This window comes from Paenibacillus sambharensis (assembly GCF_003233845.1).
Lineage (GTDB): Bacteria > Bacillota > Bacilli > Paenibacillales > Paenibacillaceae > Paenibacillus_I > Paenibacillus_I sambharensis.
In genome coordinates, this window is the sequence record NZ_QKRB01000055.1 from 274580 (window position 1) to 298872 (window position 24293).

A 24293-nucleotide genomic window follows, 5' to 3' on the forward strand; every position below is an offset into this window, starting at 1 on the left:
TTTAGAACAATGCATACTCCTTATTGATTTTGCGGATGACTGCATTCACCACGATAATAAGCGTGAAGCCGAACAGCGACTGGTACACGCCAGCCGCGGTGGCCATGCCCATGTCAAACGTTACGCGCAGCGAGCGGTAAACATACGTATCAAGAATATCGGTCGTGCTGTACAGAAGCCCGTTGTTCCCCACCATCTGGTAGAACAGGTCAAACTGCCCCTTCATAATGCTGCCGAGCGCGAACAGCAGCAGGATCACGAAGGTATTCTTCAGCATCGGGACGGTGATATGCCAGGCCCTCTGGAAGCTGTTGGCACCGTCGATTTTGGCCGCTTCGTAATAATCTTCACTAATGCCCGTTATGGACGCCAGATAAATGACCATGCTGTAGCCGAAGTTCTTCCACAGGTAGAAGATGATGATGAAGAAAATCCACAGCTTCGGCTTGCTGTACACGTCCACCGGTTCAAAGCCGAGCTGCTGCAGCACGGTGTTCAGCACGCCCTGCTCGTAATTGAAGAGATTAAACACGATGACGCTCAGAATGACGAAGGATACGAAGTAGGGAAGGAACAGGATGGACTGTGAGATCTTCTTGAACCATCTGCCCTTCACCTCACTCAGCAGAACCGCCACCGTAATGGACAGCACATTCCCCAGTACAATGAAAGCCAGATTATACCCGACCGTATTCAAGGTCAGCTCCATCAGCTTGCCGGACTTCCATAGAAACTCAAAATTCTTGAATCCCACGAATTCCATATTGAACAGGCTGGTATTGAAATCGAACTGGACGAATCCGTAGTAAATCCCGATCATCGGCAGGTAGTTGTTGATGAAGAAGTAGAGAAGTGTAGGCAGAAGCATCAGGAACAGGATTCTGTTGGTGTACAGCTCATGCAGAATCCCTTGTTTCTTCATAGTTACGTCCCCCTTTATCTTGCAGGTTCTTGAAACCAACTATAGAAGACCGCAGCCGAGGCGAATAGTGAACATGCAGGTCAATCCTGACCAAATCGGTGTTATCTGCAGTGAACAATTCTGACTTTCATGTACAGGAGCAGCATCGTGCACAAGCACAAGCCCGCAACCCGGCTGACAAAAAAATAAGACCACCGTCCGCAGACAGTGATCTCATCTTAAAATTTCCGGTTATGAAGCTCTTCCTTAGCCCGTTCCTGGGTGAATATATCCTCTTTGGGCACCATGCGCTTGGGCAGCGTGCGTCCGGCCATGATTTCCTTCGTGGCCTGCATGACCTGCGGACCAAGCAGCGGGTTGCATTCGACGACGGCATTCAGCTTGCCTGCCGCTAATTTCTCTAAGGCTCTGCGCGTTCCATCCACAGAGATCACGATAATATCGGTTCCAGGCGCGAGGCCTGCCTCCTCAATCGCTTCAATAGCTCCAAGCGCCATGTCGTCATTATGAGCATAGAGGACATGTGGAGGTTCGCCTGGCGATTGCTTCAGAATCTGCTGCATCATCGCTTTCCCTTTTGCCTCCGTAAAATCAGCAAAAGCGCTGTACGTCACCGTAATATCGCTTCTGCTGCTGATCGTGTCGAGAAAGCCCTGCCCCCGCTGGATGGACGGGGTTGAGCCGACGGTGCCCTGGAGCTCAACGACCCGGATCGGGCCCGGGCGATTGGACACTTTGTCCAGCAGATATTTCCCGGCCTTGACCCCTTCCTCATAGAAGTCTGAGCCGATGGTGGTCACGAATAGGGATGGATCCCTTACATCAACCGAGCGGTCCACAATGATGACGGGAATTCCGGCCTGCGCAGCCTCCTCCAGGATCTCGTCCCAGCCCGTCTCGACGACAGGGGCAATCGCTATCACATCAACGTTCATCTCGATGAAAGAACGGATGACTTCAAACTGCTTTTCCTGGGATTGCTCCGCGTTCTTCATCATCAAGGTAATGCCGGACTCAACTGCAGCCTCCTCGATGGAAGCAGTGTTGGCCATCCTCCATGCACTTTCACTGCCGAGCTGCGAAAATCCCAGCGTAATCGGCGCTTCACTGCTCCTTGCGTGCGTGGATACCCATTCATCGAAGCCGGGCGCGGATGGTGCCAGCACCTCGTTCGGCGGCAGCTGCTGCTCCATATCGGATGTTAAGCAGCTTGGCAGAGCGAGAAGCACGATAACTGCGAATAGTCCGACAAGCACGTTCTTCATGGCTTACCCCCCATAGATGTGTAAGGGCAGCCATTACACGCAAGCAGTACTGCTTAAGCCGGCTGCCATGCCGATCATGTCAAGCGTCTCTCGCTCAGAACCCTTTGCAGTAAAATGAATACGAACAACAGCAGTCCGATGACAATCTTCGTCCACCAGGAGCTGAGCGTCCCTTCAAAACTGATTATAGTTTGGATAACCCCTTGAATCAATACGCCAATCACCGTACCGGCAATATAGCCGACTCCCCCGGTCAGCAGTGTTCCCCCTATGACGACAGCGGCGATCGTATCCAGCTCCAGGCCCACCGCATGCAGCCCATAGCCTGACAGCATATAGAACGTAAAGACGACGCCGGCCAGAGCGGAACAGAATCCGCTGAACGTATAGACTAGAATCTTCGTCCGGGCGACCGGCAGACCCATAAGAACAGCAGACTGCTCACTGCCCCCAATCGCATATACATTGCGCCCGGTGCGTGTATAGTGCGCCATATAGATGGCGAAGAGGACGACGGCAAGCGCAATGACGACACTGACGGAGATATAGCTTCCGCCCGGCAGGCTGATCTTCGTTTGAGCGGCCGAAGTATAGAATGCATTATCAATTGTGATGGTATTAATGCTGATTACATAACATAGACCTCTTGCCAGAAACATGCCTGCCAGTGTAACGATGAACGGCTGGATGTTGAAATAGTGAATAATGGCCCCCATAATCGAGCCAAATACGGCCCCCATAATAAGAACCAGCGGAATAACAACGGACGGCGGCCATCCCTGCTGCTGAACCAGCGCCGCACTGACCATTGTCGTCAAGGCGATGACCGAGCCTACTGACAGGTCAATCCCTCCTGAGACGATGACGAAGGTCATGCCTACCGCCGTTATAATCAGGAACGCATTATCAATGAACAAATTCAGCAGCACCTGGCTCGAGAAAAATCCCGTATACCGGAAGGACCCTGCCGCGAACATGGCCAGGAACAAGCCAAATGTCACGAGCACCGGGATATATTTGCGGTTAAGAAGCATGAGTGGCAACCTCCTGTTCGGCCGGGTATTTCCGCTTCTTCCAGCGGTGCATAATGGACTTGCGGAATGCCTCGGACTGAATCAGGCAAACGGCAAGCACGACGAAGGCCTTGACGACCAGCGTGATTTCGGGCGGGACGCCAATCATATAAATCGTGGTCGTGAGTGTCTGGATTATCAGAGCGCCCACAACGGTTCCCATTAAGTAAAACCGGCCTCCGTTCAGCGAGGTTCCGCCGATTACGACAGCGAGTATCGCATCCAGCTCATACCACAGTCCGGCATTATTCCCGTCCGCACTGGAAACATTGGAGGATAGGATGATGCCGGCTATACCCGCACACAGGCTGCAGAACATGTATACCGACAGGATAACCGTACCCGAGCGCAGACCAGCCAGCCGGCTGGCCCGTGGATTGCTGCCAACCGACTCGATGAACAAGCCCAGTGCAGTCTTCCTTGCCAGAAGCGCGGCGATGAGCAGCACCGCTCCTACAATAAAGATCGAGAACGGCAGTGACAGGAACGATCCCGCTCCGATGAACTGATACGGTGCGCTGGATACCGTGATAATCTGCCCGCTCGTGATAAGCTGCGCAATACCGCGGCCTGCAACCATTAGAATCAGGGTAGCAATAATAGGCTGTATCCTTGCGGCAGATACAAGCACTCCATTCCAGACGCCCAGCAGTACCGCAAGCAGCAGGCTGCTTGCAATTGCCGTCCAGATCACGCCCATTGCGCTCTGGTCAGAGGCTTGGCTTACGATGAGACAAGCGACCGCCCCGGATATAGCAACAACCGAGCCCACGGACAGATCAATGCCTTTGGTCGCTATAACCAGCGTCATGCCGATGGAGACCAGGATCAGCGGGGCGCCGAAGTTCAGGATATCGATCAGACTGCCATACAGATTGCCGTCACGGACAACAATCCTGAAGAAGTCTGGAGAGTACAGCAGGTTAAAGAGAAGGAGCGCCGCCAGCACGGACAGCGGCCAGAACAGATGGTGCTTGATCAGCTTGTTTGCCATAGTCAACCTCCTGCCATCGCTTGCATAATATCATGCTGGTTCATCTGCTCCCTGCCGAGCTCCTTCACCTTCACGCGGTCGCGAAGCACGGCGATCCGGTCGCTGACCCTTATCACTTCTTCTATTTCGGACGAAATGAAGAGCACGGCCATTCCCTGTCTCGACAGGGAAAGCACCAGCTTCTGAATTTCCGCCTTGGCGCCGATATCAATGCCGCGGGTCGGTTCATCCAGGATAAGCAGCTTAGGCTGAGTAAGAAGCCAGCGCGCGAGCAGCACCTTCTGCTGGTTGCCGCCGCTTAAATTTTTGATAATATGCTCCGGGTTCTTCGGGTTAATGTTCAGCAGTCTCATGTACTCATCCGCAATCTCGTCCTGCCGTCTTCTTGATATCGGCCTGAACCAGCCGCGCGATGCCTGCAGCGCCAGAATAATATTCTCGCGGATGGTCAGGTCATCGATGATGCCTTCAGACTTGCGGTTCTCGGAGCAGAATGCGATGCCTTGACTGATCGCGCTTCGCGGGGAGCTCACACCCTGCCCGGTATCTGCGACGACAAGCCTGCCCTTATCGGCACGGTCCGCGCCAAAGAATAGCCTGGCCGTCTCCGTACGGCCTGACCCAAGCAGCCCGGCAAGTCCAAGCACCTCTCCTTTGCGGATTTGCAAATCCAAAGGCTCGATTGCCCCCTTCCTTCCAAGTCCTTCGGAGCTTATCATGACACTGCCCGAAGCCTCTTTTGTCTCCTCAGACAGCGCCGGAAGCTCTTCGAGCAGATTTAACTCTTTGCCGATCATCTTGAGCACGAGCTCGAACCTTGGCAGCTCGGCTGCCATGTATTCGCCGATGTACTCGCCGCTGCGCAGTACGGTCAAGCGGTCGGACATTTCGTAGACCTGGTCAAGAAAATGGGTGACGAACAAGATCGCGAGCCCCTCGCTCTTCAGCTTCCGCATGATGCTGAACAGCTGCTGGACCTCGTTCCTGTCCAGGCTGGAGGTTGGTTCGTCCAGAATGAGAACCTTCGCGGAGATGCTCAGTGCCCGGGCGATCGCAACCAGCTGCTGAATCGCTACCGGATAATGGGACAGCGGCAGCGTCACATCGATCTGCAGGTTCAGCCGTTCCTTCAGCAGCGCTTCTGCGTCCTTGTTCATCTGCTTCCATATAATTCTCCCAAGCCTGCGGGGCTCCCGTCCAATATAGATGTTTTCGGCAACCGTCAGATTGGGGCACAGATTGACCTCTTGGTAGACCGTACTGATTCCCGCCTTCTGAGCTTCGAGCGGTCCGCTGATGGCGACCTCCCGGCCATCAAGCGAGATGGTGCCGCTATCAATTGAATAAACTCCTGTCAACACTTTGATCAAGGTTGACTTCCCCGCTCCATTCTCCCCCATCAGCGCGTGGACTTCACCAGGGAACAGCCGGAAGCGGACATCCGTTAAAGCCTTGACGCCGGGGAAACTCTTGGTAATCCCCTTCATTTCCAGAACCGGCTTGCGATTAGACACAGCCTTCCTCTCCTTTAAAGAAAGGAAAAAGCCACCCGGCGGCCTATGAACCGCGGTGGAGTGACTTCCCCCTCTCAATCCTGTAAATTTATTAGTATTCCCGCGTCGGCAGTGCCGCCTTTGCTTCCTCGGATGTGAAAGTCGTTTCATTCGTTACAATGCGGGGCTCAACCTCCTTGCCCTCCACAACAGCTTTAACAGCTTCCATCAGCTGCGGCCCAAGCAGAGGATTGCATTCCACGATAAAGTTGATCTTGCCGTCAGCGGCAGCCTGCATGCCATCCTTGACCGCGTCTACGGATATGATGACGATATCCTCGCCAGGTTTCAGTCCAGCCGCTTCGATGGCCTGAATCGCACCTAGCGCCATATCATCGTTATGCGCATAGAGAACGTCAATGTCCTTATGAGCCTTGAGGAATGCCTGCATGACTTCCTTGCCTTTTGCTCTGGTGAAATCGCCAGTCTGGGAAGCAATGACCTTCAGCTTGGGATTCTCGGCGATGATTTCCTCGAAGCCGGCCTTGCGGTCATTGGCCGGAGCGGAACCAGTGGTGCCCTGGAGCTCTACAATATTAATATCTTCTGCCGCATCCTTGTACTGCTCGACAAGCCAGCGGCCCGCTTTACGTCCTTCTTCTACGAAGTCCGATCCGATAAACGTGCGGTACAGCGATTTGTCAGCCGAATCGACAGCACGGTCAGTCAATATAACCGGGATTCCCGCATCCTTGGCTTCCTTCAGCACCGTGTCCCAGCCGGATTCAACAACCGGCGAGAATGCAATAACATCTACCTTCTGCTGGATGAACGAACGAATGGCTTTAATCTGATTTTCCTGCTTCTGCTGGGCATCCGAGAACTTGAGATCAATACCCGCATCCTTAGCGGATTCCTGAATGGATTTCGTATTGGCTGAACGCCAGCCGCTCTCCGCTCCCACCTGGGAGAAGCCCATCGTGATCGTGCCGCCCCCGGCTGCTCCTGTGTTCGCCGAGTCTTGACCGGCAGGCTTCTCCGAGCCTCCGTTATTTACGGCTGTCCCTCCATTTCCGCAAGCGCTTACAAGTAAGGCTGCAAGCGTTAAGGCAAATGCGGCTGCTGAAAATCTTTTTTTCATGCGTCTGTATCCTCCCCTTCTGGTTTCACCATTTCATCGGCGTGGTTTAACTATACAGCGGCTTGAAGGGTGATGAATATTGACGCATTTATTCATTGTTTAACATTTTTTGCGGGAATTACCCGCCATCCTGAGCGATGTTGTGTTTTTTTATGAAAACGTTTCATTTTTTTGTTTTCAATATAATTATCCGAATGGTCTGCTGTATAATATAGCTACCCATCCGTTAAGCTTACGAAAGGATCCCGCGATGAAGCTAATCTCCTATCTTTCTTCGAGCCTGCGTCTCAAGCTATTGGCCTTGTTTGTTATTCTGACGGCTGTGCCGCTGCTTATTGTCGGACTTGTCTCCTATCACAAATCCTATGTCACCGTCTCCGACCACAGCAAAGCCGCGACCTTGCTGGCAGCGGACCAGCTGGCACGCAATATCGACGTTATGATTGAAGATACCGAGCGTCTGCTGGAGCTTGGCAAGAGTCCGCAGGTCTTGAACTTTCTCTATTCGCAATCAGAAACCTATGAAGATGCAAAATCAATCCTGCAGACCATACAGCTATACCGTGATACATACAACAGCTCTGACCTTCTTAACATCACGATGGTGAACAGGTATGGCAAAGGAATTAGCGAGCGCAAGGGGGTCTTCCAGCTCGATTACAACCCGCTCCGCAATCTCCATTTCGTATATTTGACGCAGTACCCGGATGTCATATTACGGATACCGCCGGGGAACAGCACAGCCTATGACCGGCTTGACGGATTCGCCTATCCGGACCGGGATGTTATCTCGATTATCTCAACGGTCAAACAGAGAATTACGCATGAAGTAATCGGCTTTACTGTCATTGATATTGATGTATCGTCTATTGAGACGTTCAGGCAGCAGGCCAGTATTGGGCAGTCGGGAGTCTTCGATATTCTGACGCAGGATGGCACGCCGATCTTCAGCACCGGGAGTGTCGATTACGCCACGCTCGCTGGTCAGATGCGGCAGCAGAGAGACAGTTATATCCATTCGGTGAACGGAACGCCGCTTTTCGTTGCCTACTCTACGTCTGTCCGGACCGGCTGGAAGATTATTGGCGCCGCTCCCCTGGAGGAGATAGTAGCAGAAGCCAACAGTATCAGACGGCTTATAATTGTAAGCGTTTTATTAAGTGCTGTCTTTGCCATTACGCTCTATTATTTCCTGACACAGCGAATCACGCTCCCCCTTCAGATCCTGATGAACAAGATGCGCAAAGCGACGCAGGGCTACCTGGACACCAAAGTAAGCCTGAGCGGCAAAGACGAGATAGCGGATCTCGGCAGGAGCTTCAATATCATGCTGGATAATATCAAGACGCTGATGGAGAAGAGCATCCGTGAACAGGAGCACATCAAGAAGGCGGAGCTGCGGACACTTCAGGCGCAGATCAACCCGCATTTTCTATACAATACACTGGACTCCATCATCTGGATGGCGGAAGCGGAGAATAAGCAGAGCGTCATTCAGCTTGTGAAGGCCCTGTCGCGATTCTTCAGGCTCAGCCTTAATAAAGGCCGTGACTGGGTATCGATCCATACGGAGCTGGAGCATGCTCAGAGCTACCTCATTATCCAGCAAATGCGATACCGGGATATCCTCGAATATGAGATTCTTGTCGACCCGGAGCTTCGGGTCTATCCGATCCTGAAGATGACGCTGCAGCCGCTCGTTGAAAATGCCATCTATCATGGGGTCAAGAACAAGCGCGGCATGGGCAAGGTGACGATCCTGGGCCATCTGCAGGGCAGCGACCTTCTTCTGATCGTTGAAGACAATGGAGCCGGGATTCCAGCACGCAAGCTGGAGGAGCTTAGAGCTTCACTAGAACAGCCGCTCGGGACAGATGATGCGGAAGATGACAAGGAGGGCGGCTTCGGGCTGCTTAATGTCCATCATCGCATCCGGCTTTATTTCGGTCCATCCTATGGAATCGAGATCTCCAGCAAGGAAGGTATATCCACCCAAATCACAATTCGATTGCCCAAGCGATAAGGAGGCCTTAAGATCATGAAGAAGGTTATGCTCGTCGACGACGAAGTACTAGTCCGCGAGAACATTCGTAAATGTGTCGATTGGGACAAAGAGCAATTCATCTACTGCGGCGACGCTTCAGACGGAGAGGTTGCCCTGCCGCTTATTGAAGAATGGATGCCCGACATCCTGATTACCGATATTAAAATGCCGTTCATGGACGGACTGGAGCTCACTTCGGTGGTCCGCAGCCAGTTTCCCGAAATGAAGGTTATCATTATGAGCGGACATGATGAATTCGCATTTGCCCAGAACGCACTGCGGCTGGGCGTGGAAGACTACTGCCTAAAGCCCGTAAGCGCCGATGATCTCATTGCGATGCTTAACAAAATAAGCGATAAGATCGATAAGGAGTATGAACAAAAGCAGCAGTTCCAATATACAGAGGATAAATTGCTTGCCGACTTGTGCGGCGGCTTAATCGGTACGCCTGAGGCAATAGAGATTGCCGCAAGGCTGTCGGTTCCGATAACAGCCCGCTATTATGCCGTGATCGTTACCGATCTCCGGATCACCCAGGACGAACCGAATGCGCAGCCGGCCTTTGAGGAGCCGCTTCAAGCTGCCGTTCGAAGCTATCTGCAGGACAACCCGCAATTTCTGTTCTATACGAGAAGCCGGACAGAGCTGGTGTGCATCTTAAAGGGGAACTCGGAAGAAGCCGTCACGCGCGCAGCACAGGCAGCGGCTGAGGACATGCGGGCCATCGCGGAGAACGACTCCTGCTGCTGTCTGCATGTCGGAATCGGCAGCGTGCAGGAACGGCTGCAGGGCATCCACGTCTCATACCTGGAAGCCGATGAGGACAAGACGAATAACCGCTTAAGAAGCCGCTATTCTGATAAGCTGCAGAGCAGCCGATTCCTTCCGGAGCAGGTCCTGCTTGACCGGGAACAGTTCCTTGCGTTCGTCAAGCTTGGAACACCCGCCAATAAGGAGACCTTCCTGGAGCAATTCAGCTTGGACCTTGCGAAGATGAATTGGGAATCTTCATCATACGGCTGCTGCGTCTTGAACGATCTGACACTAGATGCGATTCGGACAGCGAAGCAAACCTTTCGTCCTGCCCAAGATACAGCCCCAATGATTACCCGCCTTCAAATCCGCCTGGGCGAGGTAACGTCATGGGAGAGCTGCAAGGCGTATTTGTCCGAGCTGCTCGATCATGTATGGAGGTGGCGCACCGAATCCTCCGGCAGATACAGCGAGATTATCGAAGGGGTCAGAGACTATATCCATAAGAATTATCATAATGACCAGCTTGGACTCAAGGACATGGCTGTGCATGTCCGGCTCAGCCCAAGCCATCTGAGCAAGATATACAGCCAGGAAACGGGCCAGACCCTGACCGAATACCTGACCCAGACCCGAATGAAGAAAGCGAAGGAGCTGCTGGCCGGCACAAGCAGTAAAACCTTTGAGATTGCTTATGAATCCGGGTACAGCGACCACCACTATTTCTCCAATCTGTTCAAGAAGCATACAGGCATGACGCCGACCGAATACCGCAAACAGCGGAATTGTCAGGGGATGACCGAATGATGATAAGCATGCGGCCTTCATGTCTGCTGCTGGCACTCCTGGTCATGGTCGTCTCCGGCTGTTCATCCGGGCTCGGCAATTACAGCGTAAGACAAGAGCCGGAGACGTCACCCCCGGCAGTGCTTCGGGCACCGTCCAAGACATTCGGCATTATCTATCCTATGGCTTATCCCGCTTATGAGAATCTGACAACCATCGCTGGTGAGTACGCTGCCAGGCACAACGTGAAGCTGGTTATTAAGGCGCCGGACACGCCGAGCATTGAACAGCAGATCCGTATTGTGGACACGATGATCAAGGATCAGGTTGATGGAATTGCCATTTCCCCCGTTGATTCCGATGCTCTCACACCTGTCATTAACAAGGCTGTGGAGGCGGGTATTCCGGTCGTCTGCTTCGAATCGGATGCGCCGGGCAGCCGCCGCCACGCTTTCGTAGGTGCTGACAATTATGCTGCCGGGCAGCAAATCGCAATATCGGTCAGCCGGCTGCTTGATAACAAGGGGATGATCCTTGTCGAGAATGGCATGTCGAGCACACTAGGCATAAACCAGAGACTCCAAGGCCTGATGGATTATCTCACCCGTAAAACCGAAATTGAAGTGCTGGAGGTCCAGTTCCATGAGGGAATTGAAGAAAAAGCCATGTCCGACATCGAGCAAATGATCGACAAGCACCCTCATTTCGATGCTATTGTCGGCCTGGATTTCATCTCCGGGACAGCTGGAACGCTGATCTGGAAGGCCAAAGGACTTAACCGGGACGCTGTATACCTTGGTCTGACTCCGATTACGAAGGAAGCTATGCAGGACGGCCATGTCACGAGTTTGATTTCGCAGAATGAGGATCTGTGGGGTGAATATCTAATCGAGGCTCTAATCGGTGCCAGCGAAGGGGAACATCTCCCCTCCTTTATGGATGCCGGCATTGTCGAGATTTTCCCTGAATAGGCGGTTTTGGGGCTCATTCAAAATAACACGCATTCGAATGGTACAAGCAGACATTCCATACAACAAATGGCGCCACAGGGATAAGACCCTATGGCGCCATTCTTACTGTCCAGCCTATGAGAATGTTATTCTTATTTCAGATGATCGACTGCTGCTCTCTCGATCGCAAGTCCGCTCTTGTAGCGCTCCATGAACATCTCGAAGCCTTCTACATCCTTTGGATCAGGAGAGATGGTTTCACCGCTCTGGCCCGCAAATACCTTCTCGTTCAAATACTCTTCCAGCGTCTGATTGTCCGACTTGTTGATCATATAGGATGCCAGCAGAGCAATCCCCCATGCACCGCCCTCTCCAGCCGTTTCCATAACGGAAACCGGAACATTAAGCGCAGCAGCCATGATGCGCTGTCCTACACCCTTCGTCTTGAACAAGCCGCCGTGGCCGAGAATCTCATCCAGCTTGACATTCTCCTGCTTGAGCAGAATATCCATGCCGATCTTCAGGGCGCCAAGTGCGGTGGACAGATGGACACGCATGAAATTCGGCAGGTTGAAATTGCTGTCGGAGGAACGCACAAACAGCGGACGTCCTTCTTCGAAATGGGTCATATGCTCGCCTGAGAGATAGCCGTATGCCAGCAGGCCGCCGCAATCCGGATCGCCCTGCAGCGCCAGGTTGTACAGCGTGCCGTACAGCGTGTTCATATCCACATTCAGGCCCATCGCCTTGCCAAATTCCTCGAACAGGCCAACCCATGCGTTCAGATCAGAGGAGCAGTTATTGGAATGTGCCATGGCTACCAGGTTGCCAGTAGGCGTTGTCACGAGGTCGATCTCGCCATAGGCCTTGGACAATTCCTTCTCGAGAACAACCATTGCAAATACGGAGGTGCCGGCCGAAACGTTACCGGTACGCTTCGCAACACTGTTCGTAGCAACCATGCCTGTTCCGGCATCGCCTTCCGGCGGGCAAAGCGGGATGCCGGCCTTCAGCTCTCCGGTTACGTCCAGCAGCTTGGCTCCCTCTTCCGTCAGGCTGCCAGCGTTTTCACCCGCGGACAGAACGGCAGGAAGAATATCCTCCAGCTTCCACGGGAGATTCTTCGAAGCAGTCAGCTCGTTGAACTGATTAATCATTGCAGCATTATAGGTTCTGGTATTAATGTCGATCGGGAATACGCCGGATGCTTCGCCAACGCCCAGCACCTTCTGGCCGGTCAGCTTCCAGTGTATGTATCCTGCCAGCGTCGTCTGGAAGCTGATATTCGCTACATGCTCTTCCCCGTTCAGGATCGCCTGGTAGAGATGCGCAATGCTCCAGCGCTGAGGGATATGGTAGTTGAACAGCTCTGTCAATGCTTCAGAAGCTTGCTCGGTGATGTTGTTTCTCCATGTACGGAAAGGAACCAGCAGTTCACCGGCCTTGTCAAAGGCCATATAGCCATGCATCATGCCGCTGAAGCCGATCGCTCCGATGGACTGAAGCGTTACGCCATACTGCTGTTTGACGTCGCTTGCCATCTTCTGATAGCTGTCCTGAATACCCTTCCAAATGTCTTCAAGGCTGTAGGTCCAGATATTGTTCACATAGCTGTTTTCCCAATCATGGCTGCCAGATGCGATTGCCGTGTGGTCTTCACCAATAAGAACCGCTTTGATCCGGGTAGAACCAAGTTCAATACCAAGTACCGTCTTACCGCTCTGGATGGCATCTTTCACATCAAAACTCATGCATGTTCCTCCATCGTATTCATGTAATAGTTTTCAAAACAATTAATAAATTAACCTAAATAGAACTTATAGAACTTATCATACCATAGAATAATTGGCAGGAGAATTGAAAAATATTCGTCCTTTTTGCACATTTATATTCCGGCTCTTCCACTGTCTATTATAACCTGATTCGCGCCCGTTACCAATTAAAGCGAATTCAATGTTCCCTTTCCGGTTGTTAGCACTAGTCGTTTGGTACCAGTTAGCCAGCAAGCAACGACAAATGACTACGCAGAAAGTACGATTTTTGTAAGCTGCAGCTCCTGTTCTATTGAGGCGTTCCGGTGTGCGTGTTAGACTATGATACGATGATACAAAATGGAGCAAGGGAGCTGAGAAAGAAGCACATCCGGAATGCTGCCGGCATTCCTGCCCATAGCGCGTAACCGCAGATACCGCAGCATCTGCATACATATTAATGAAAGCAGCAGGGTCTAACTGCCTGAAAGCACAATCAATCTGACGACAATATTCTATGTAGAGAGGAAGCTATCTGAACATGAAATTCAAACGAAACTTATCCATTGCCTTATCATTATCCATGCTTCTGGGTGCTTTCCCGGGGGATCCGGCAAAAGCGGCAGAAACGGCAGCTTCTTCATCACCGGTTGTCGCTCTGCCGGCTAAGCCGGCCTGGGGACATTTTGTCGATACCTACAAGAACAACATAACCGCCAACACCACAATCGAGTCCAACCCGGCCCTCGGCGTGCTGTCACCGTTCCTGAAGTTGTGGAAGCCCGGGGAAACGTGGGACAAAGGTGTTAAGCTGAACAGCGGCGTCCTGGACACCAACATTCAAAAAGCCCTGGACATTGCCGCCAAACGGACTCCGGCCGAAGAAGAAATGGCCTACTATGATGACCGCCGCAAACAGAATTACGGTATGGCAGAAGGTCTTGGCAAGCTGACCGATGTGTACCGGTCCAAAGCAGGCGTCACGACAACGATTCTTGACATCCCCGCCGATGCCGGGAAGGTTCTGTATAATGATGAAGGTGTGAACCCCGGTGACCCGAATTCCGAGCTGGGCAAAATGGTGACGCTGGTTTCAACACTGCAAGGCAAGTATTCATCTACAAGCCCAGCCAAAGCCTTCTACAGCTACCCAAAGCCGTTTCGCTGGACGAATACGGATATCGTTGTGCCTACACTGTTGTCTTCACTCAGCGAGAAGCCCGATAAAGACGGCGGCTTCCCTGGCGGCCGTCCGAACATCGCGTATCTCAGTGCCTTCGCGATGGCCTATGCCGTGCCTGAGCGTTACCAGGAACTGCTGACCAAGGCTTCTGAGATTGGCGAGAGCCGGATTATAGCCGGCGTGCATTCTCCGCTTGATATTATGGGCGGCAGAATGCTCGGCACAGCGTTGTCAGCGGCTACGCTTGCTGACCCGGCCAATGCATCGCTGAAGCAGGCGGCTTATGAGCAGGCCCGTACGAAGCTTCTGACAGAGACTGGAACAGCAGAAGACCGCTTCAGCGATTACAAGAAGAACAAAGCCCAATATATCGAACGCTTGACTTACGGTTTCGAACAGATTAATGCAACGGACAAGCCCATGGTTGTGCCAAAAGGCGCCGAAGTACTGCTGGAAACACGTCTGCCTTATCTAGACGCCCAGCAGCGCCGTGCCGTTCTGGCTACCACAGGCCTCCCTTCCGGCTACCCGGCCCTGGATGACCCGGAAGGCTGGGGACGCCTGAATCTCTTCGCAGCTGCAGACGGATACGGTGCATTCAACAGCGATGTTACGGTAACCATGAATGCCAGCAAAGGCAGCTTCCATGCGCTTGACCGCTGGCGCAATGATATCTCCGGTACCGGCAAGCTGATCAAGGAAGGCTCAGGCACACTCGCGCTGCAGGGCAGCAACACCTACTCCGGTGGCACCCTGATTAAGGCAGGCAAGCTTAAGGGCGAATCGGCGAAGGCCTTCGGGACCGGCAATGTGACCCTCCAGGGCGGTACCCTGATCGAGCAGACTGCCGGGAAGCTCTCGATCGGCGGCAGCTTCCTGCAGTCAGAAGGCACTACGCTTGAGCTGAACGTTGCCAGTGCCGATGATGTCCTGGAAGTCAGGGGCGCGGTCAAGGCAAACGGCAAGCTGCGTGTGAATTTTACAGATAACTATGTACCTGCTGCAGGCAGCACCATTACAATCATGACTCACGGCAAAGACCGCAGGACGGGTCAATTCACTGCCGTTACGACGACAGGCCTGCCGAATACGTACAAAGTGAAAGTCAGCTACCAGTCTGACCGCATCCAGCTGATGATTAGCGGAACAAACAGCAGCAGTCCAGCTCCATCCACTCCTGCTGAGAATGACAAGCCAAGCGCAGACGTTCTGCAGAAGGCCAGCATCTCGTTAGCCGCGACGGCAGGCGCGAACGGTGCAGCAGCTGCCGAGCTGCAAGCTTCCCAGCTGAGTGATCTGCTGAGCAAGGTTGACTCCCTGACCGGAGCAAACAGAACGGCGGAAATAAAAATCGAGGCCGCTTCCGCGGCCAGCTCTGTCGAACTGACGCTTACCAAGGATGCGGTCAGCAAGCTGGCAGGCAGCAATGCGGCACATACAGTGATCGCAGCCCAACTGGGCAGTATAACGCTGAGCAAGACTGTATTGAACAACCTGGAGAATACTGCAGGTGATACAGTCCGTCTAAAGATCGCTTCTGCAAGCACGGCTGCTTATCCATCGGAAGCCAAGAGCCTGGTTGGCACAAGACCTGCACTGGAATTTACAGTCCATTCAGGAGCCGATGCCATTGCCAGCTTCGGCGGCAGCGGCATCAAGCTCGGTATCCCGTACCAGCCTGTACAGGGCGAAGACAGCAGCGCACTGGTCATCAGCTATGTTGATTCGAACGGCAAGCTTCACATCATTCCGCAATCGGATTTCAGCCTGCGGGATGGACAGCTGTATGTAGTGACCAGCCACTTAAGCACTTATGCTGTCAGCTATAACAAAGCCAGCTTCAGCGACACATCCGCTCACTGGGCTGCAAGCAATATCATTTACCTGGCTGCTCGCGGTATCGTATCCGGCTCCGGTGACGGCAAGTTCTCCCCGAACGCAAATATCACGCGGGCTGAATTTGCCAAGATGCTGGCGGGTCTCGTTAGCGCCGATATATCGAAGTATTCCTCCTCAGCATTTACGGATGTCAAAGCCGGCGACTGGTTCATGCCTTATGTCGCGTGGGCCGCGGAGAACGAAATCGTCAAAGGCGGCGCGAACAACCAGTTCCGCCCGTATGACCGGATCAGCCGCGAGGAAATGTGCGTCATGCTGGCACGCTTGGCCGCGCTTACCGGCTACACCCTGCCTGCTGGCGAAGGCTCCGCAGCATTTGCTGATCAGCAGCGCATCAGCGCATGGGCAGAGGATGCAGTCCGTGACCTCAACGCAGCTGGAATTATCTCGGGCAAAGGCAATCAGCAGTTCGATCCTCAGGGCGGTGCTACGAGAGCCGAAGCCGCGAAGATGCTGACCGTGCTTCTCCAAGGCATGCTTAAGTAGCATACAAACCTGCGTAATCCGCAAGCAAAAAACCTTCATTAATCACCCTGGATACTAATCAGGGAATTAATGAAGGTTTTCTTTCTTAGCCGGTTATGCTTCAGGTATACTCCGGTACCACTCGTTGGCTTCCTCCAGCACCTCTTCGCCTCCAGCTCTCATAAACTCCTTAACGAAGACATCGAAGTAGCCAATCGGCTTATCCCCCGTAATGATGGAGATGTAGGCTTTGTTTCGGAGCTTGATCAGCCTGGGGCTGTTCTGGATCAAGGAAGGTACGGATACCTTCAATGCATTGTATATACCATGCTCATCAAGCCCAAGTGTTGAGGCCCACTGCTCTCTCCGGGCATCAGGCATGCCGGGAACAAGCATGCCGATATTGGCGCCGATCCGATTCGTGTAGTTGACCTGCTTATCGTAAGGCGGTAGTGTGACAACGTCATCCTCGGACTGTCCCGCCCACTCCCAGTGCTTCCCCTTAACACCGTATCTCATCGTCATTCTCTCTTCCAGATCAGGGTTCGCGCTGACATAATCAAGAATTTCCAGTATTTTGGCCATCTTCCCGGGCTCATCTGCTGCATTCGCGCCAATCGCGGTAAAGCTCATCAGCCTGTCATAAGCCTTCGAGCCGCTCTTCCCCTCCGGTCCGGTTACCGGCTTGCCAAAGACAATCCTTGCCTGGTCATTCTTCTTGAACAGCTCCATAGCATTGAAGGACGCTTCCACCGGAACCTCTGCGCCCTTCTCATTGTAGACCTTATAATCGCCGGCCTGCACCCAATGATAATAATTGCCCATAGAGGTCATGCCGATCCGGCCATTAATAAAGGCATGAGACAGATGCTTGTAGCCTCCCTTGTTCTCACCTGTCACAAATTCAGGATCTATTACGCCATCTCTGTACCACTTCTGCAAATAGCGAAGCGCCTTCTTCATCTCCGGCTCCAGCGCCCCGATGACAAGTCCGCTGCCCTTCTCCGCAAAATACAGCTGCTCGGTGAAAACCATCTGCCCGAACGCTCCAAATACGACATTCATCCCCTCGATCGACAGGCCATAGGTATCATGCTTACCGTTCCCGTCCGGATCGCCGTTGGTAAAGGCGTACATCACCTTCTCTAACTCTTCCAGCGTTGCGGGAGGCTGCAGACCAAGACGGTCCAGCCAGTCCTCCCTGTAAACGACAGGAACCCGGTACCTGTTCGTCTGATTCACAACCGGAATCCCGTATTGACGGCCCTCAATTCTCCCATAATCCATATACCCCGGCGCATGGATCATAATGGAGCGGGTCAGATTAGGCGCATATGCCTCCAGCATACCGTCCGGTATTTCGGCCAGCACATTCTGGTTCCGGTATTTCAAGAGATCATACGACTGCCTGATCCGGAATAGATCCGGAATTTCTCCCTGAGCCAGCTTGAGGTCAAGAAGCGCTTCGTAATTATTATTTTCAAGATTCCAGATTTCCAGATCAACATTAAACTTCTCTTCAATATAGTGAAGCATCTCGGCATTCCCCGGTACTGCCTCATTGAGGTGCATCGTCCAAGTAATGGTATACCGCTTATCCTGCGTGGGCGCCTCGGCATCCTGAGACACTCCGCCAGATGAGCTAATCTCCCCGGCGGTTCCGCACGCACTAAGTGTGATCAGCAACACAAGAAGAAGAGAAAGCCGGCGACTGCCATAATTGTTCATAACCATAACCTTTCCTCGAGCATATTCATTCAGCCCTGCTTCAGCATGGTGCGGACATAGTTTTTCGGCGTACATCCGTTGAGCTCCTTAAACTTCTTGATGAAGTAAGCGGTTGTCGCATACCCGACACTGCCCGCGATCTGCTCGATTGTCAGGCTGTTATTGTTCATAAGCTCCACCGCTTTCTCCATCCGCTTCTGCGTCACAAATTCCGTATAGCTGATCCCTGTCTCTTCCTTGAAGATCTTGCTCAGGTATTTTGGGCTTATATATACCTTAGCCGCGACCGCTTCCAGAGACAGATCTTCCGCCAGATGCGAGCAGACATATGCTTTCACATCTTCTATGCTGTCCGCAGCCCGCTCGTCACTGCGCTTGTCCATGTGGCTGAAGCATTCGGTAACAGACTGAAGGAGCCATTCGCGGAAGCCATTAATATCATAGACCGAGCTGTACTGCTTATATAAGTCGATCTTGAACTGGCCGGACTGCTTAAACTTCACCTTCTTCAGAAAATCGGAGTAAATCGATACCATGTTCATGAAGACAAACTGGCAGTGGTCCGCCGAATACAAGCCTTGTCTCATTTCTCCCAATATATTGTCGGTTGCCCCCGCAACGCCATCCAGACTTCTGGCCTGCAGCTTCTCCTTAAACTTCGCCAGTAAGGACGGTGGCAGCTCCTGGCTGCTGTGTTCCCTGTTCAGCAGGCTGAATTCCTGAAGAATCGAAGCTTCAGGCAAGATAAAGCCATATTTGATCAGGGTTTGTGCAGCCGCGAAGCTTCTATGTACCTCTATGTATTCCTGCACCCACATGCCGATCCCGACTTTGAAATCCAGGGCAAAATGAGTCTTCACCTCCGATAAAGCCAGATTGGCTATAGCCGCCAGGAGGGAATCATCGGGACGGTTCGCACATACGATGACGACAATTTTGCGGTCCGGCAGCTCCTCTGCGATCAAGTGCGTATCCTCAAAGCCCGATGCCTCAAGCAGATTGATCAGCTTGTAAACAGCATACTGATTCGTCTTGGAATCAAGCTCCTTAAAGGCCTTGCTGACCGGATCGATCACCAGGCAGCAGTGATGAGTGTAGTCCAATGGCAAGTCCAGCGACAGCATCTGCTCTTCCAATTCTTCTGCGCTGTAGCCATTGCGGAGCATATTAAGCACCACATTATGCTTGATGACCGGTTTATTGGCCTGAAGTGTCTCCTCCAGGCTGCTTACCTTGTTCGTCAGCTGGTGGATAGCCGTGTCGATCAGCTTGTATTCATTGTTGTGCCTGGCTTCGGAAGGGAAGTCGAACAATCCTTTAATCTTGTTCATCAACCGTTTAACCGGGTGATAGCTGACTACGGTGAAGACGCCGGAAAGCCCGATGCCAATGAGGATTGCGATCAGGCAGATGAGCAAGATCACCTTCTGCAGGTCAAGCGATTTTTGATAGAAGTTATTTTCCCGGACGACATTATAAATTTTCCATCCATTAGATTGAAGCTTATGATCGGAAACGACATAGGAAGTGCTGTCGATGCTCACGTTAAAGCTCTGGGCCGCCGCCTCTGAAGCAAGGATTGCGTTCGTATAAGCCGGCTGCGAGGATTTGGTCCCCAGCATGGATTTGTCCGCAGCCGAAATAATGACCCCGCTTGCATCAATCAGGTAGGTGCTTCCATAGTCAGCAGGGATCATTCGCTCAATTATGGTGCTGAGGGCCGACTCCTTCAGATCGATCCCAATCATCAGGTCACATGCTTCGCCTGTTGAATTAAAGGGATAGCTGTGGACATAGGTAATCAGCGGCAGCTTCCTGTTATTGCTGGATTCGCTTGTATAGATATCCTTCGGCACCATACGCGGTCCCGTCCACAAGTAGCTCGTATCGGCTAGGCGCATGCTGTCAATCCAGTCGAATGTTCGCCGTGCTTCACTGCCTGCATGGACCTCAACCTGCAGACCGTATAGAGAGGAAATCAGTGCTTGTGATTGCGGATCGTACAAATGAATGGCATGGATAAGATCGGAATTGTTGATGACTTCCTGCTTAAGCGTCTCCTGCAAATCTATGATGCTACTGGATTCTCCCCCGAGCGAACCTTTCTTAAAAGGGTCTGCGCTTGTCATCTTATGAAGCGTAATATCCAAATAGATCTTATTAACCCGGTCAAAGACAGCAGATTCAATCGTTTGGGCTGCATTCCTGAGCATCATCTGGTTCTTGCTTCGGATTTCTTCGTTGTAGTTCCTGGGCACATAGATATAGAAGATCGAACAGAGCAAGAGGACGATGACGAGAACAATTGTTATATACGAAATCGCGAGGCTCGTAAAAACAGAATTTATTTTCTTCATTGCGCTCCCCCTCCTTCCAATTTCCCATTATACAGCACGAAATGGACGAGTTTACGGCCTTAACCAAAACTTAACACCCGCCCTGGAAAAAAATGACTCATACTTATCTCCCCTCATTTTCCCGGTCCAGATACATGGACAATCGGTATCCGGGGGAAAGCTGGATTTTCTGTAGCAAGGGTATAGCGTACGATTTTTATATCATGCGGAAATTGTTGTATTGAGGCGTCTTCCTGCCCGATGTTACGCTTCTAGTCGTAGTCAAATCCGGTATGAAGAAGGTGAGGAGAACAAATGAAGAAACGTAGGAAACTGCTGATGACCATGCTGGCTGTTACGCTCCTGATTCCATTCGGGGTCGCAGGCAGCTTCGCAAAATCAGCAAGTGCAGCAGCAGGCAGCTTCGATGTATTGTCCTATAACATAGGAGGGCTGCCGGCATTCCTGTCAAGCAGCGCGGATCCGGAGAAATACACGCCACTGATTGGCGCCAAGCTTGCTCCCTACGAGATTGTCAATGTGCAGGAGGACTTCAATTATCACGCTGCGTTGTACGCCAATGACAACCATCCCTACCGCACACCTACCTCTGGCGGCGCAGGAATCGGCAGCGGTCTGAACACGCTGTCCAACTATCCGATCCATGACCTGAAGAGAGTAACGTGGAACAAAAGGTATGGCTTGATTAACAATGGCGCAGATGAACTGACACCTAAGGGATTTACCTACGTGCAAGTCAAAGTCGCAGATGGGGTATATATTGACGTCTACAATCTTCATGCCGACGCGAATGTTGATGAGAAGTCGAACGAGGCCAGACGTGATAATCTAAGCCAGCTGGCAGCCTACATCGAAGCGAATTCCCAAGGCCATGCGGTCATCGTATTCGGGGATACCAACTGCAGATACACCAGATCGGAGGATAATCTGAAGAGCCTGTTCGTTGACCGGCTTGGGATGAAGGACGCCTGGATCGAGAAGATCAGAGGCGGCAGCTACCCGTCTATGGGAGCTCCTGCACTGGTCGGCACACCGGGAGATACGAGTCCGAACAACGAGATTGTAGACAAGATTTTCTACAGAAGCGGCGCTGGTGTATCCCTTCAGGCGAACTCTTACAAGGTAGAGAACACTTACTTTACCGACTCCACAGGCCATCAGCTCTCTGACCACTATGCGATCACCTCCAACTTCTCTTATGCCAACACCACTGGCCTGTCTTACAGCGACCTTGCAGGCGGAGACGGGGGCACGGCCTTCAACTTTCTGGGGAATTCCGCACCGGCGACAGCAAGACCAGTGTCTGTCACGCTAAGAGGCGCAAGCCGGCTTGATGCCGTGTCTATGACCTATGCGAACGGGACGGCACTGGCAAGCGGCGGAACCGGCGGTACCGAGGCAGCCCTTACCCTTGGAAGCGGCGAATACTTCACCAGTGCGCTCGTTTACCAGAATACGTACAACGGCAGCAGCAGAATCTTCTACCTGGAATTGACTACGAACCAGGGCCGCAAGGTCTCTGCCGGTACGAAGAGCGGTACCGCAACAACACTGACTGCACCAGCGGGCAGCTATATAACAGGCTTCTTCGGACGTGCAGGCACGAACATTGACAAGCTTGGACTTGTCTACAAGAAGCTGTAATTTGATTAATCTGCAGCATTCAATCCATTCTGATTTAACTAACAGAGAGGAAGCTATTCAACCATGAAATTCAAGAAGAATTTATCGATTGCATTATCCCTATCCTTACTCCTTGGTACGGTTCCCGTCCAATACTCCAGTTCGGCAGCAGCCGAACCAAATAATGCTGTAGCCTCCGCAACATCGGCTGTCTACCTGCCGCAAGAACCGATGTGGGGACACTTCGTTGACACTTACAAAAACAATCAGCCGGTTAACATGTCCGTCTACTCCAACCCGGCGATCGGGGTGCTGTCCGGATTCCACGAGCTGTGGACGCCTGGCGATTCCTGGGATAACGGAACCAAGCTGAACAGCGAGGTGCTGGACTACAACATTCAGTATGTAGTGGATCTGTCCAAAACCCGTACGGCTGAAGATGAAGAAAGAGCCTATTACGATGACCGGAGAAATCAGACCTACGGAGCGACTGAAGGTCTTGGTGCTCTCGCGGACGTATACCGCTCGCTGTCGGGAACGGCCACCACAATCACCGACATTCCTGCAGACGCTACTTCGGTGAAGTACAGTGACAACAACCCGAACGGCAATAAAGGCGGCGACTCGAACTCCGAGCTTGGCAAGATGGTCGACCTGATCGGAAAGGTGCGCGGCAACTATGCCTCTACGAGCCAGGCCAAAAACTACTACCAGTACATGCGTCCTTGGCGCTGGGCCGGTGAAGAGATCATCACACCAACTCTCTATCCTGTCAGAAGTATGACACCTGAATCAGACGGCGGCTTCCCGAGCGGACACACGAACGCTTCGTACCTGGCCTCCCTGGCGCTGGCTTACGCAGTGCCTGAGCGATTCCAGGAAATGATGACCCGCGCTTCCGAGATGGGCAACAGCCGGATTGTAGCCGGCATGCACTCTCCGCTGGATGTTATCGGCGGCCGTGTCATGGCAACAGCCCTGGCTGCAGCGGCTCTGAACGATCCGGAGAATGCCGAGCTTAAACAGGCAGCCTACGAGCAGGCCCATAACGTCCTGCTGAAGCAGACTGGTTCGGCTGAAGACCGGTTCAGCGATTATGAGAAGAATAAAGCACAATACATGGAACGTCTGACTTACGGATTTGAGCAGATCAACCCGACGAACAAGCCGATGGTTGTGCCTAAGGGTGCAGAGGTACTGATCGAAACCCGCCTTCCTTACCTGAACGGTGAGCAGCGCCGCGCGGTACTGGCTACGACCGGCCTGCCTTCCGGCTATCCGGTGCTGGATGACCCAGAAGGCTGGGGACGCCTGAACCTGTTCGCAGCTGCGGCCGGCTACGGCGCATTCAACAGCGATGTTGTAGTAACAATGGACGCTGACCAAGGCGGCTTCCATGCGCTTGACCGCTGGCGCAACGATATCTCCGGTACAGGCAAGCTGACCAAAGAAGGCACGGGCACGCTTGTCCTTCAGGGCAGCAACACGTACGCTGGCGGCACAGTGGTTAACGGCGGCAAGCTGCAGGGCGAATCCGCTGCGGCTTTCGGTACCGGTGATGTTGCCGTAGGCGCTGGTACACTTGTTGAAGAAGTGGACGGCAAGATTGGCATCGGCGGCAATTACACGCAAGCTGCTGAAGGCACGCTTGAGCTGAACGTTGGCAGTGCGGCCGATGTGCTTGAAGTGAAGGGTGCCGTTCAGGCCGGCGGCAAGCTGCTTGTGAATTTCACCGACAGCTATGTGCCTGCAAGCGGCAGTGTCATTACGCTTATCACGCATGGCAAGGACCAGCGGACCGGCCAATTCGCTTCCGTCGAAACGACAGGCCTGCCTGGAGACTACAAGGTTCAGGTGAACTACCTG

At 52.6% G+C, this 24293-nt stretch carries 15 protein-coding genes; 6 read left to right on the top strand and 9 right to left on the bottom strand.

What is annotated here, in order from left to right:
• Position 1 precedes the first annotated feature (1 nt).
• From DNH61_RS21250 to DNH61_RS21275, 6 genes are all read right to left on the bottom strand, one after another.
• Positions 2-922: an ABC transporter permease gene (locus tag DNH61_RS21250; protein WP_111148819.1), complete on the bottom strand. Its 921-nt coding sequence runs from the start codon at positions 920-922 to the stop codon at positions 2-4.
• Positions 923-1140: 218 nt separating this feature from the next.
• Entirely contained in the window at positions 1141-2187 is a 1047-nt protein-coding gene (locus tag DNH61_RS21255) for an ABC transporter substrate-binding protein (protein WP_111148820.1), read from the bottom strand.
• Positions 2188-2261: 74 nt separating this feature from the next.
• Entirely contained in the window at positions 2262-3221 is a 960-nt protein-coding gene (yjfF, locus tag DNH61_RS21260; protein ID WP_111148821.1) for a galactofuranose ABC transporter, permease protein YjfF, read from the bottom strand.
• Positions 3211-4254 carry an ABC transporter permease gene (locus DNH61_RS21265; protein ID WP_111148822.1) on the bottom strand — a complete coding sequence of 348 codons (1044 nt, stop codon included), beginning with the start codon at positions 4252-4254 and terminating at the stop codon, positions 3211-3213. The genes yjfF and DNH61_RS21265 overlap by 11 nt, the downstream gene beginning before the upstream one ends.
• A gap of 2 nt (positions 4255-4256) precedes the next feature.
• Positions 4257-5768, bottom strand: a complete 1512-nt coding sequence (locus DNH61_RS21270; protein WP_111148823.1) for a sugar ABC transporter ATP-binding protein — start codon at positions 5766-5768, stop codon at positions 4257-4259.
• 91 nt (positions 5769-5859) lie between these two features.
• Positions 5860-6888, bottom strand: coding sequence for an ABC transporter substrate-binding protein (locus tag DNH61_RS21275; protein WP_111148824.1), 1029 nt, complete (start codon positions 6886-6888; stop codon positions 5860-5862).
• 250 nt (positions 6889-7138) lie between these two features.
• Between DNH61_RS21275 and DNH61_RS21280 the strand changes: the two genes are divergently transcribed.
• Genes DNH61_RS21280 through DNH61_RS21290 form a run of 3 tightly spaced genes read left to right on the top strand, consistent with a single transcriptional unit; the run spans position 7139 to position 11442 of the window.
• Complete coding sequence (locus DNH61_RS21280; protein WP_111148825.1) at positions 7139-8911, top strand: sensor histidine kinase; 1773 nt, start codon at positions 7139-7141, stop codon at positions 8909-8911.
• Positions 8912-8926: 15 nt separating this feature from the next.
• Positions 8927-10492, top strand: a complete 1566-nt coding sequence (locus tag DNH61_RS21285) for a response regulator (protein WP_111148826.1) — start codon at positions 8927-8929, stop codon at positions 10490-10492.
• Positions 10489-11442: a sugar ABC transporter substrate-binding protein gene (locus DNH61_RS21290; protein ID WP_111148827.1), complete on the top strand. Its 954-nt coding sequence runs from the start codon at positions 10489-10491 to the stop codon at positions 11440-11442. The genes DNH61_RS21285 and DNH61_RS21290 overlap by 4 nt, the downstream gene beginning before the upstream one ends.
• A 131-nt stretch (positions 11443-11573) precedes the next feature.
• Here the strand turns inward: DNH61_RS21290 and DNH61_RS21295 are convergent, their stop codons facing one another.
• Entirely contained in the window at positions 11574-13172 is a 1599-nt protein-coding gene (locus tag DNH61_RS21295; protein ID WP_111148828.1) for a xylulokinase, read from the bottom strand.
• 541 nt (positions 13173-13713) lie between these two features.
• Here DNH61_RS21295 and DNH61_RS21300 point away from each other — a divergent pair.
• A complete protein-coding gene (locus DNH61_RS21300; RefSeq protein WP_111148829.1) occupies positions 13714-16740 on the top strand; it encodes an S-layer homology domain-containing protein in 3027 nt (1008 codons plus the stop codon).
• Positions 16741-16833: 93 nt separating this feature from the next.
• On the opposite strand, the gene DNH61_RS21305 is transcribed toward DNH61_RS21300, so the two are convergent.
• Positions 16834-18447: an extracellular solute-binding protein gene (locus tag DNH61_RS21305; protein WP_425452296.1), complete on the bottom strand. Its 1614-nt coding sequence runs from the start codon at positions 18445-18447 to the stop codon at positions 16834-16836.
• A 29-nt stretch (positions 18448-18476) separates the two neighbouring features.
• Entirely contained in the window at positions 18477-20804 is a 2328-nt protein-coding gene (locus DNH61_RS21310) for an AraC family transcriptional regulator (protein ID WP_111148830.1), read from the bottom strand.
• 294 nt (positions 20805-21098) lie between these two features.
• Here DNH61_RS21310 and DNH61_RS21315 point away from each other — a divergent pair, with 294 nt between their 5' ends.
• Both DNH61_RS21315 and DNH61_RS21320 read left to right on the top strand, forming a co-directional pair.
• Entirely contained in the window at positions 21099-22448 is a 1350-nt protein-coding gene (locus tag DNH61_RS21315; RefSeq protein WP_111148831.1) for a jacalin-like lectin, read from the top strand.
• A 63-nt stretch (positions 22449-22511) separates the two neighbouring features.
• Positions 22512-24293: acid phosphatase (locus DNH61_RS21320; RefSeq protein ID WP_146241112.1), on the top strand; the 1782-nt coding region annotated here is incomplete at its 3' end.

Excerpts from the sequence above, each read along its gene's own strand:
- DNH61_RS21285 (WP_111148826.1), top strand. The coding sequence starts at position 8,927 with ATGAAGAAGGTTATGCTCGTCGACGACGAAGTACTAGTCCGCGAGAAC.
- DNH61_RS21310 (WP_111148830.1), bottom strand. The coding sequence starts at position 20,804 with ATGAAGAAAATAAATTCTGTTTTTACGAGCCTCGCGATTTCGTATATA.
- DNH61_RS21295 (WP_111148828.1), bottom strand. The coding sequence starts at position 13,172 with ATGAGTTTTGATGTGAAAGATGCCATCCAGAGCGGTAAGACGGTACTT.
- yjfF (WP_111148821.1), bottom strand. The coding sequence starts at position 3,221 with ATGCTTCTTAACCGCAAATATATCCCGGTGCTCGTGACATTTGGCTTG.
- DNH61_RS21280 (WP_111148825.1), top strand. The coding sequence starts at position 7,139 with ATGAAGCTAATCTCCTATCTTTCTTCGAGCCTGCGTCTCAAGCTATTG.
- DNH61_RS21300 (WP_111148829.1), top strand. The coding sequence starts at position 13,714 with ATGAAATTCAAACGAAACTTATCCATTGCCTTATCATTATCCATGCTT.
- DNH61_RS21305 (WP_425452296.1), bottom strand. The coding sequence starts at position 18,447 with ATGAACAATTATGGCAGTCGCCGGCTTTCTCTTCTTCTTGTGTTGCTG.
- DNH61_RS21315 (WP_111148831.1), top strand. The coding sequence starts at position 21,099 with ATGAAGAAACGTAGGAAACTGCTGATGACCATGCTGGCTGTTACGCTC.
- DNH61_RS21275 (WP_111148824.1), bottom strand. The coding sequence starts at position 6,888 with ATGAAAAAAAGATTTTCAGCAGCCGCATTTGCCTTAACGCTTGCAGCC.
- DNH61_RS21290 (WP_111148827.1), top strand. The coding sequence starts at position 10,489 with ATGATGATAAGCATGCGGCCTTCATGTCTGCTGCTGGCACTCCTGGTC.
- DNH61_RS21250 (WP_111148819.1), bottom strand. The coding sequence starts at position 922 with ATGAAGAAACAAGGGATTCTGCATGAGCTGTACACCAACAGAATCCTG.
- DNH61_RS21265 (WP_111148822.1), bottom strand. The coding sequence starts at position 4,254 with ATGGCAAACAAGCTGATCAAGCACCATCTGTTCTGGCCGCTGTCCGTG.
- DNH61_RS21255 (WP_111148820.1), bottom strand. The coding sequence starts at position 2,187 with ATGAAGAACGTGCTTGTCGGACTATTCGCAGTTATCGTGCTTCTCGCT.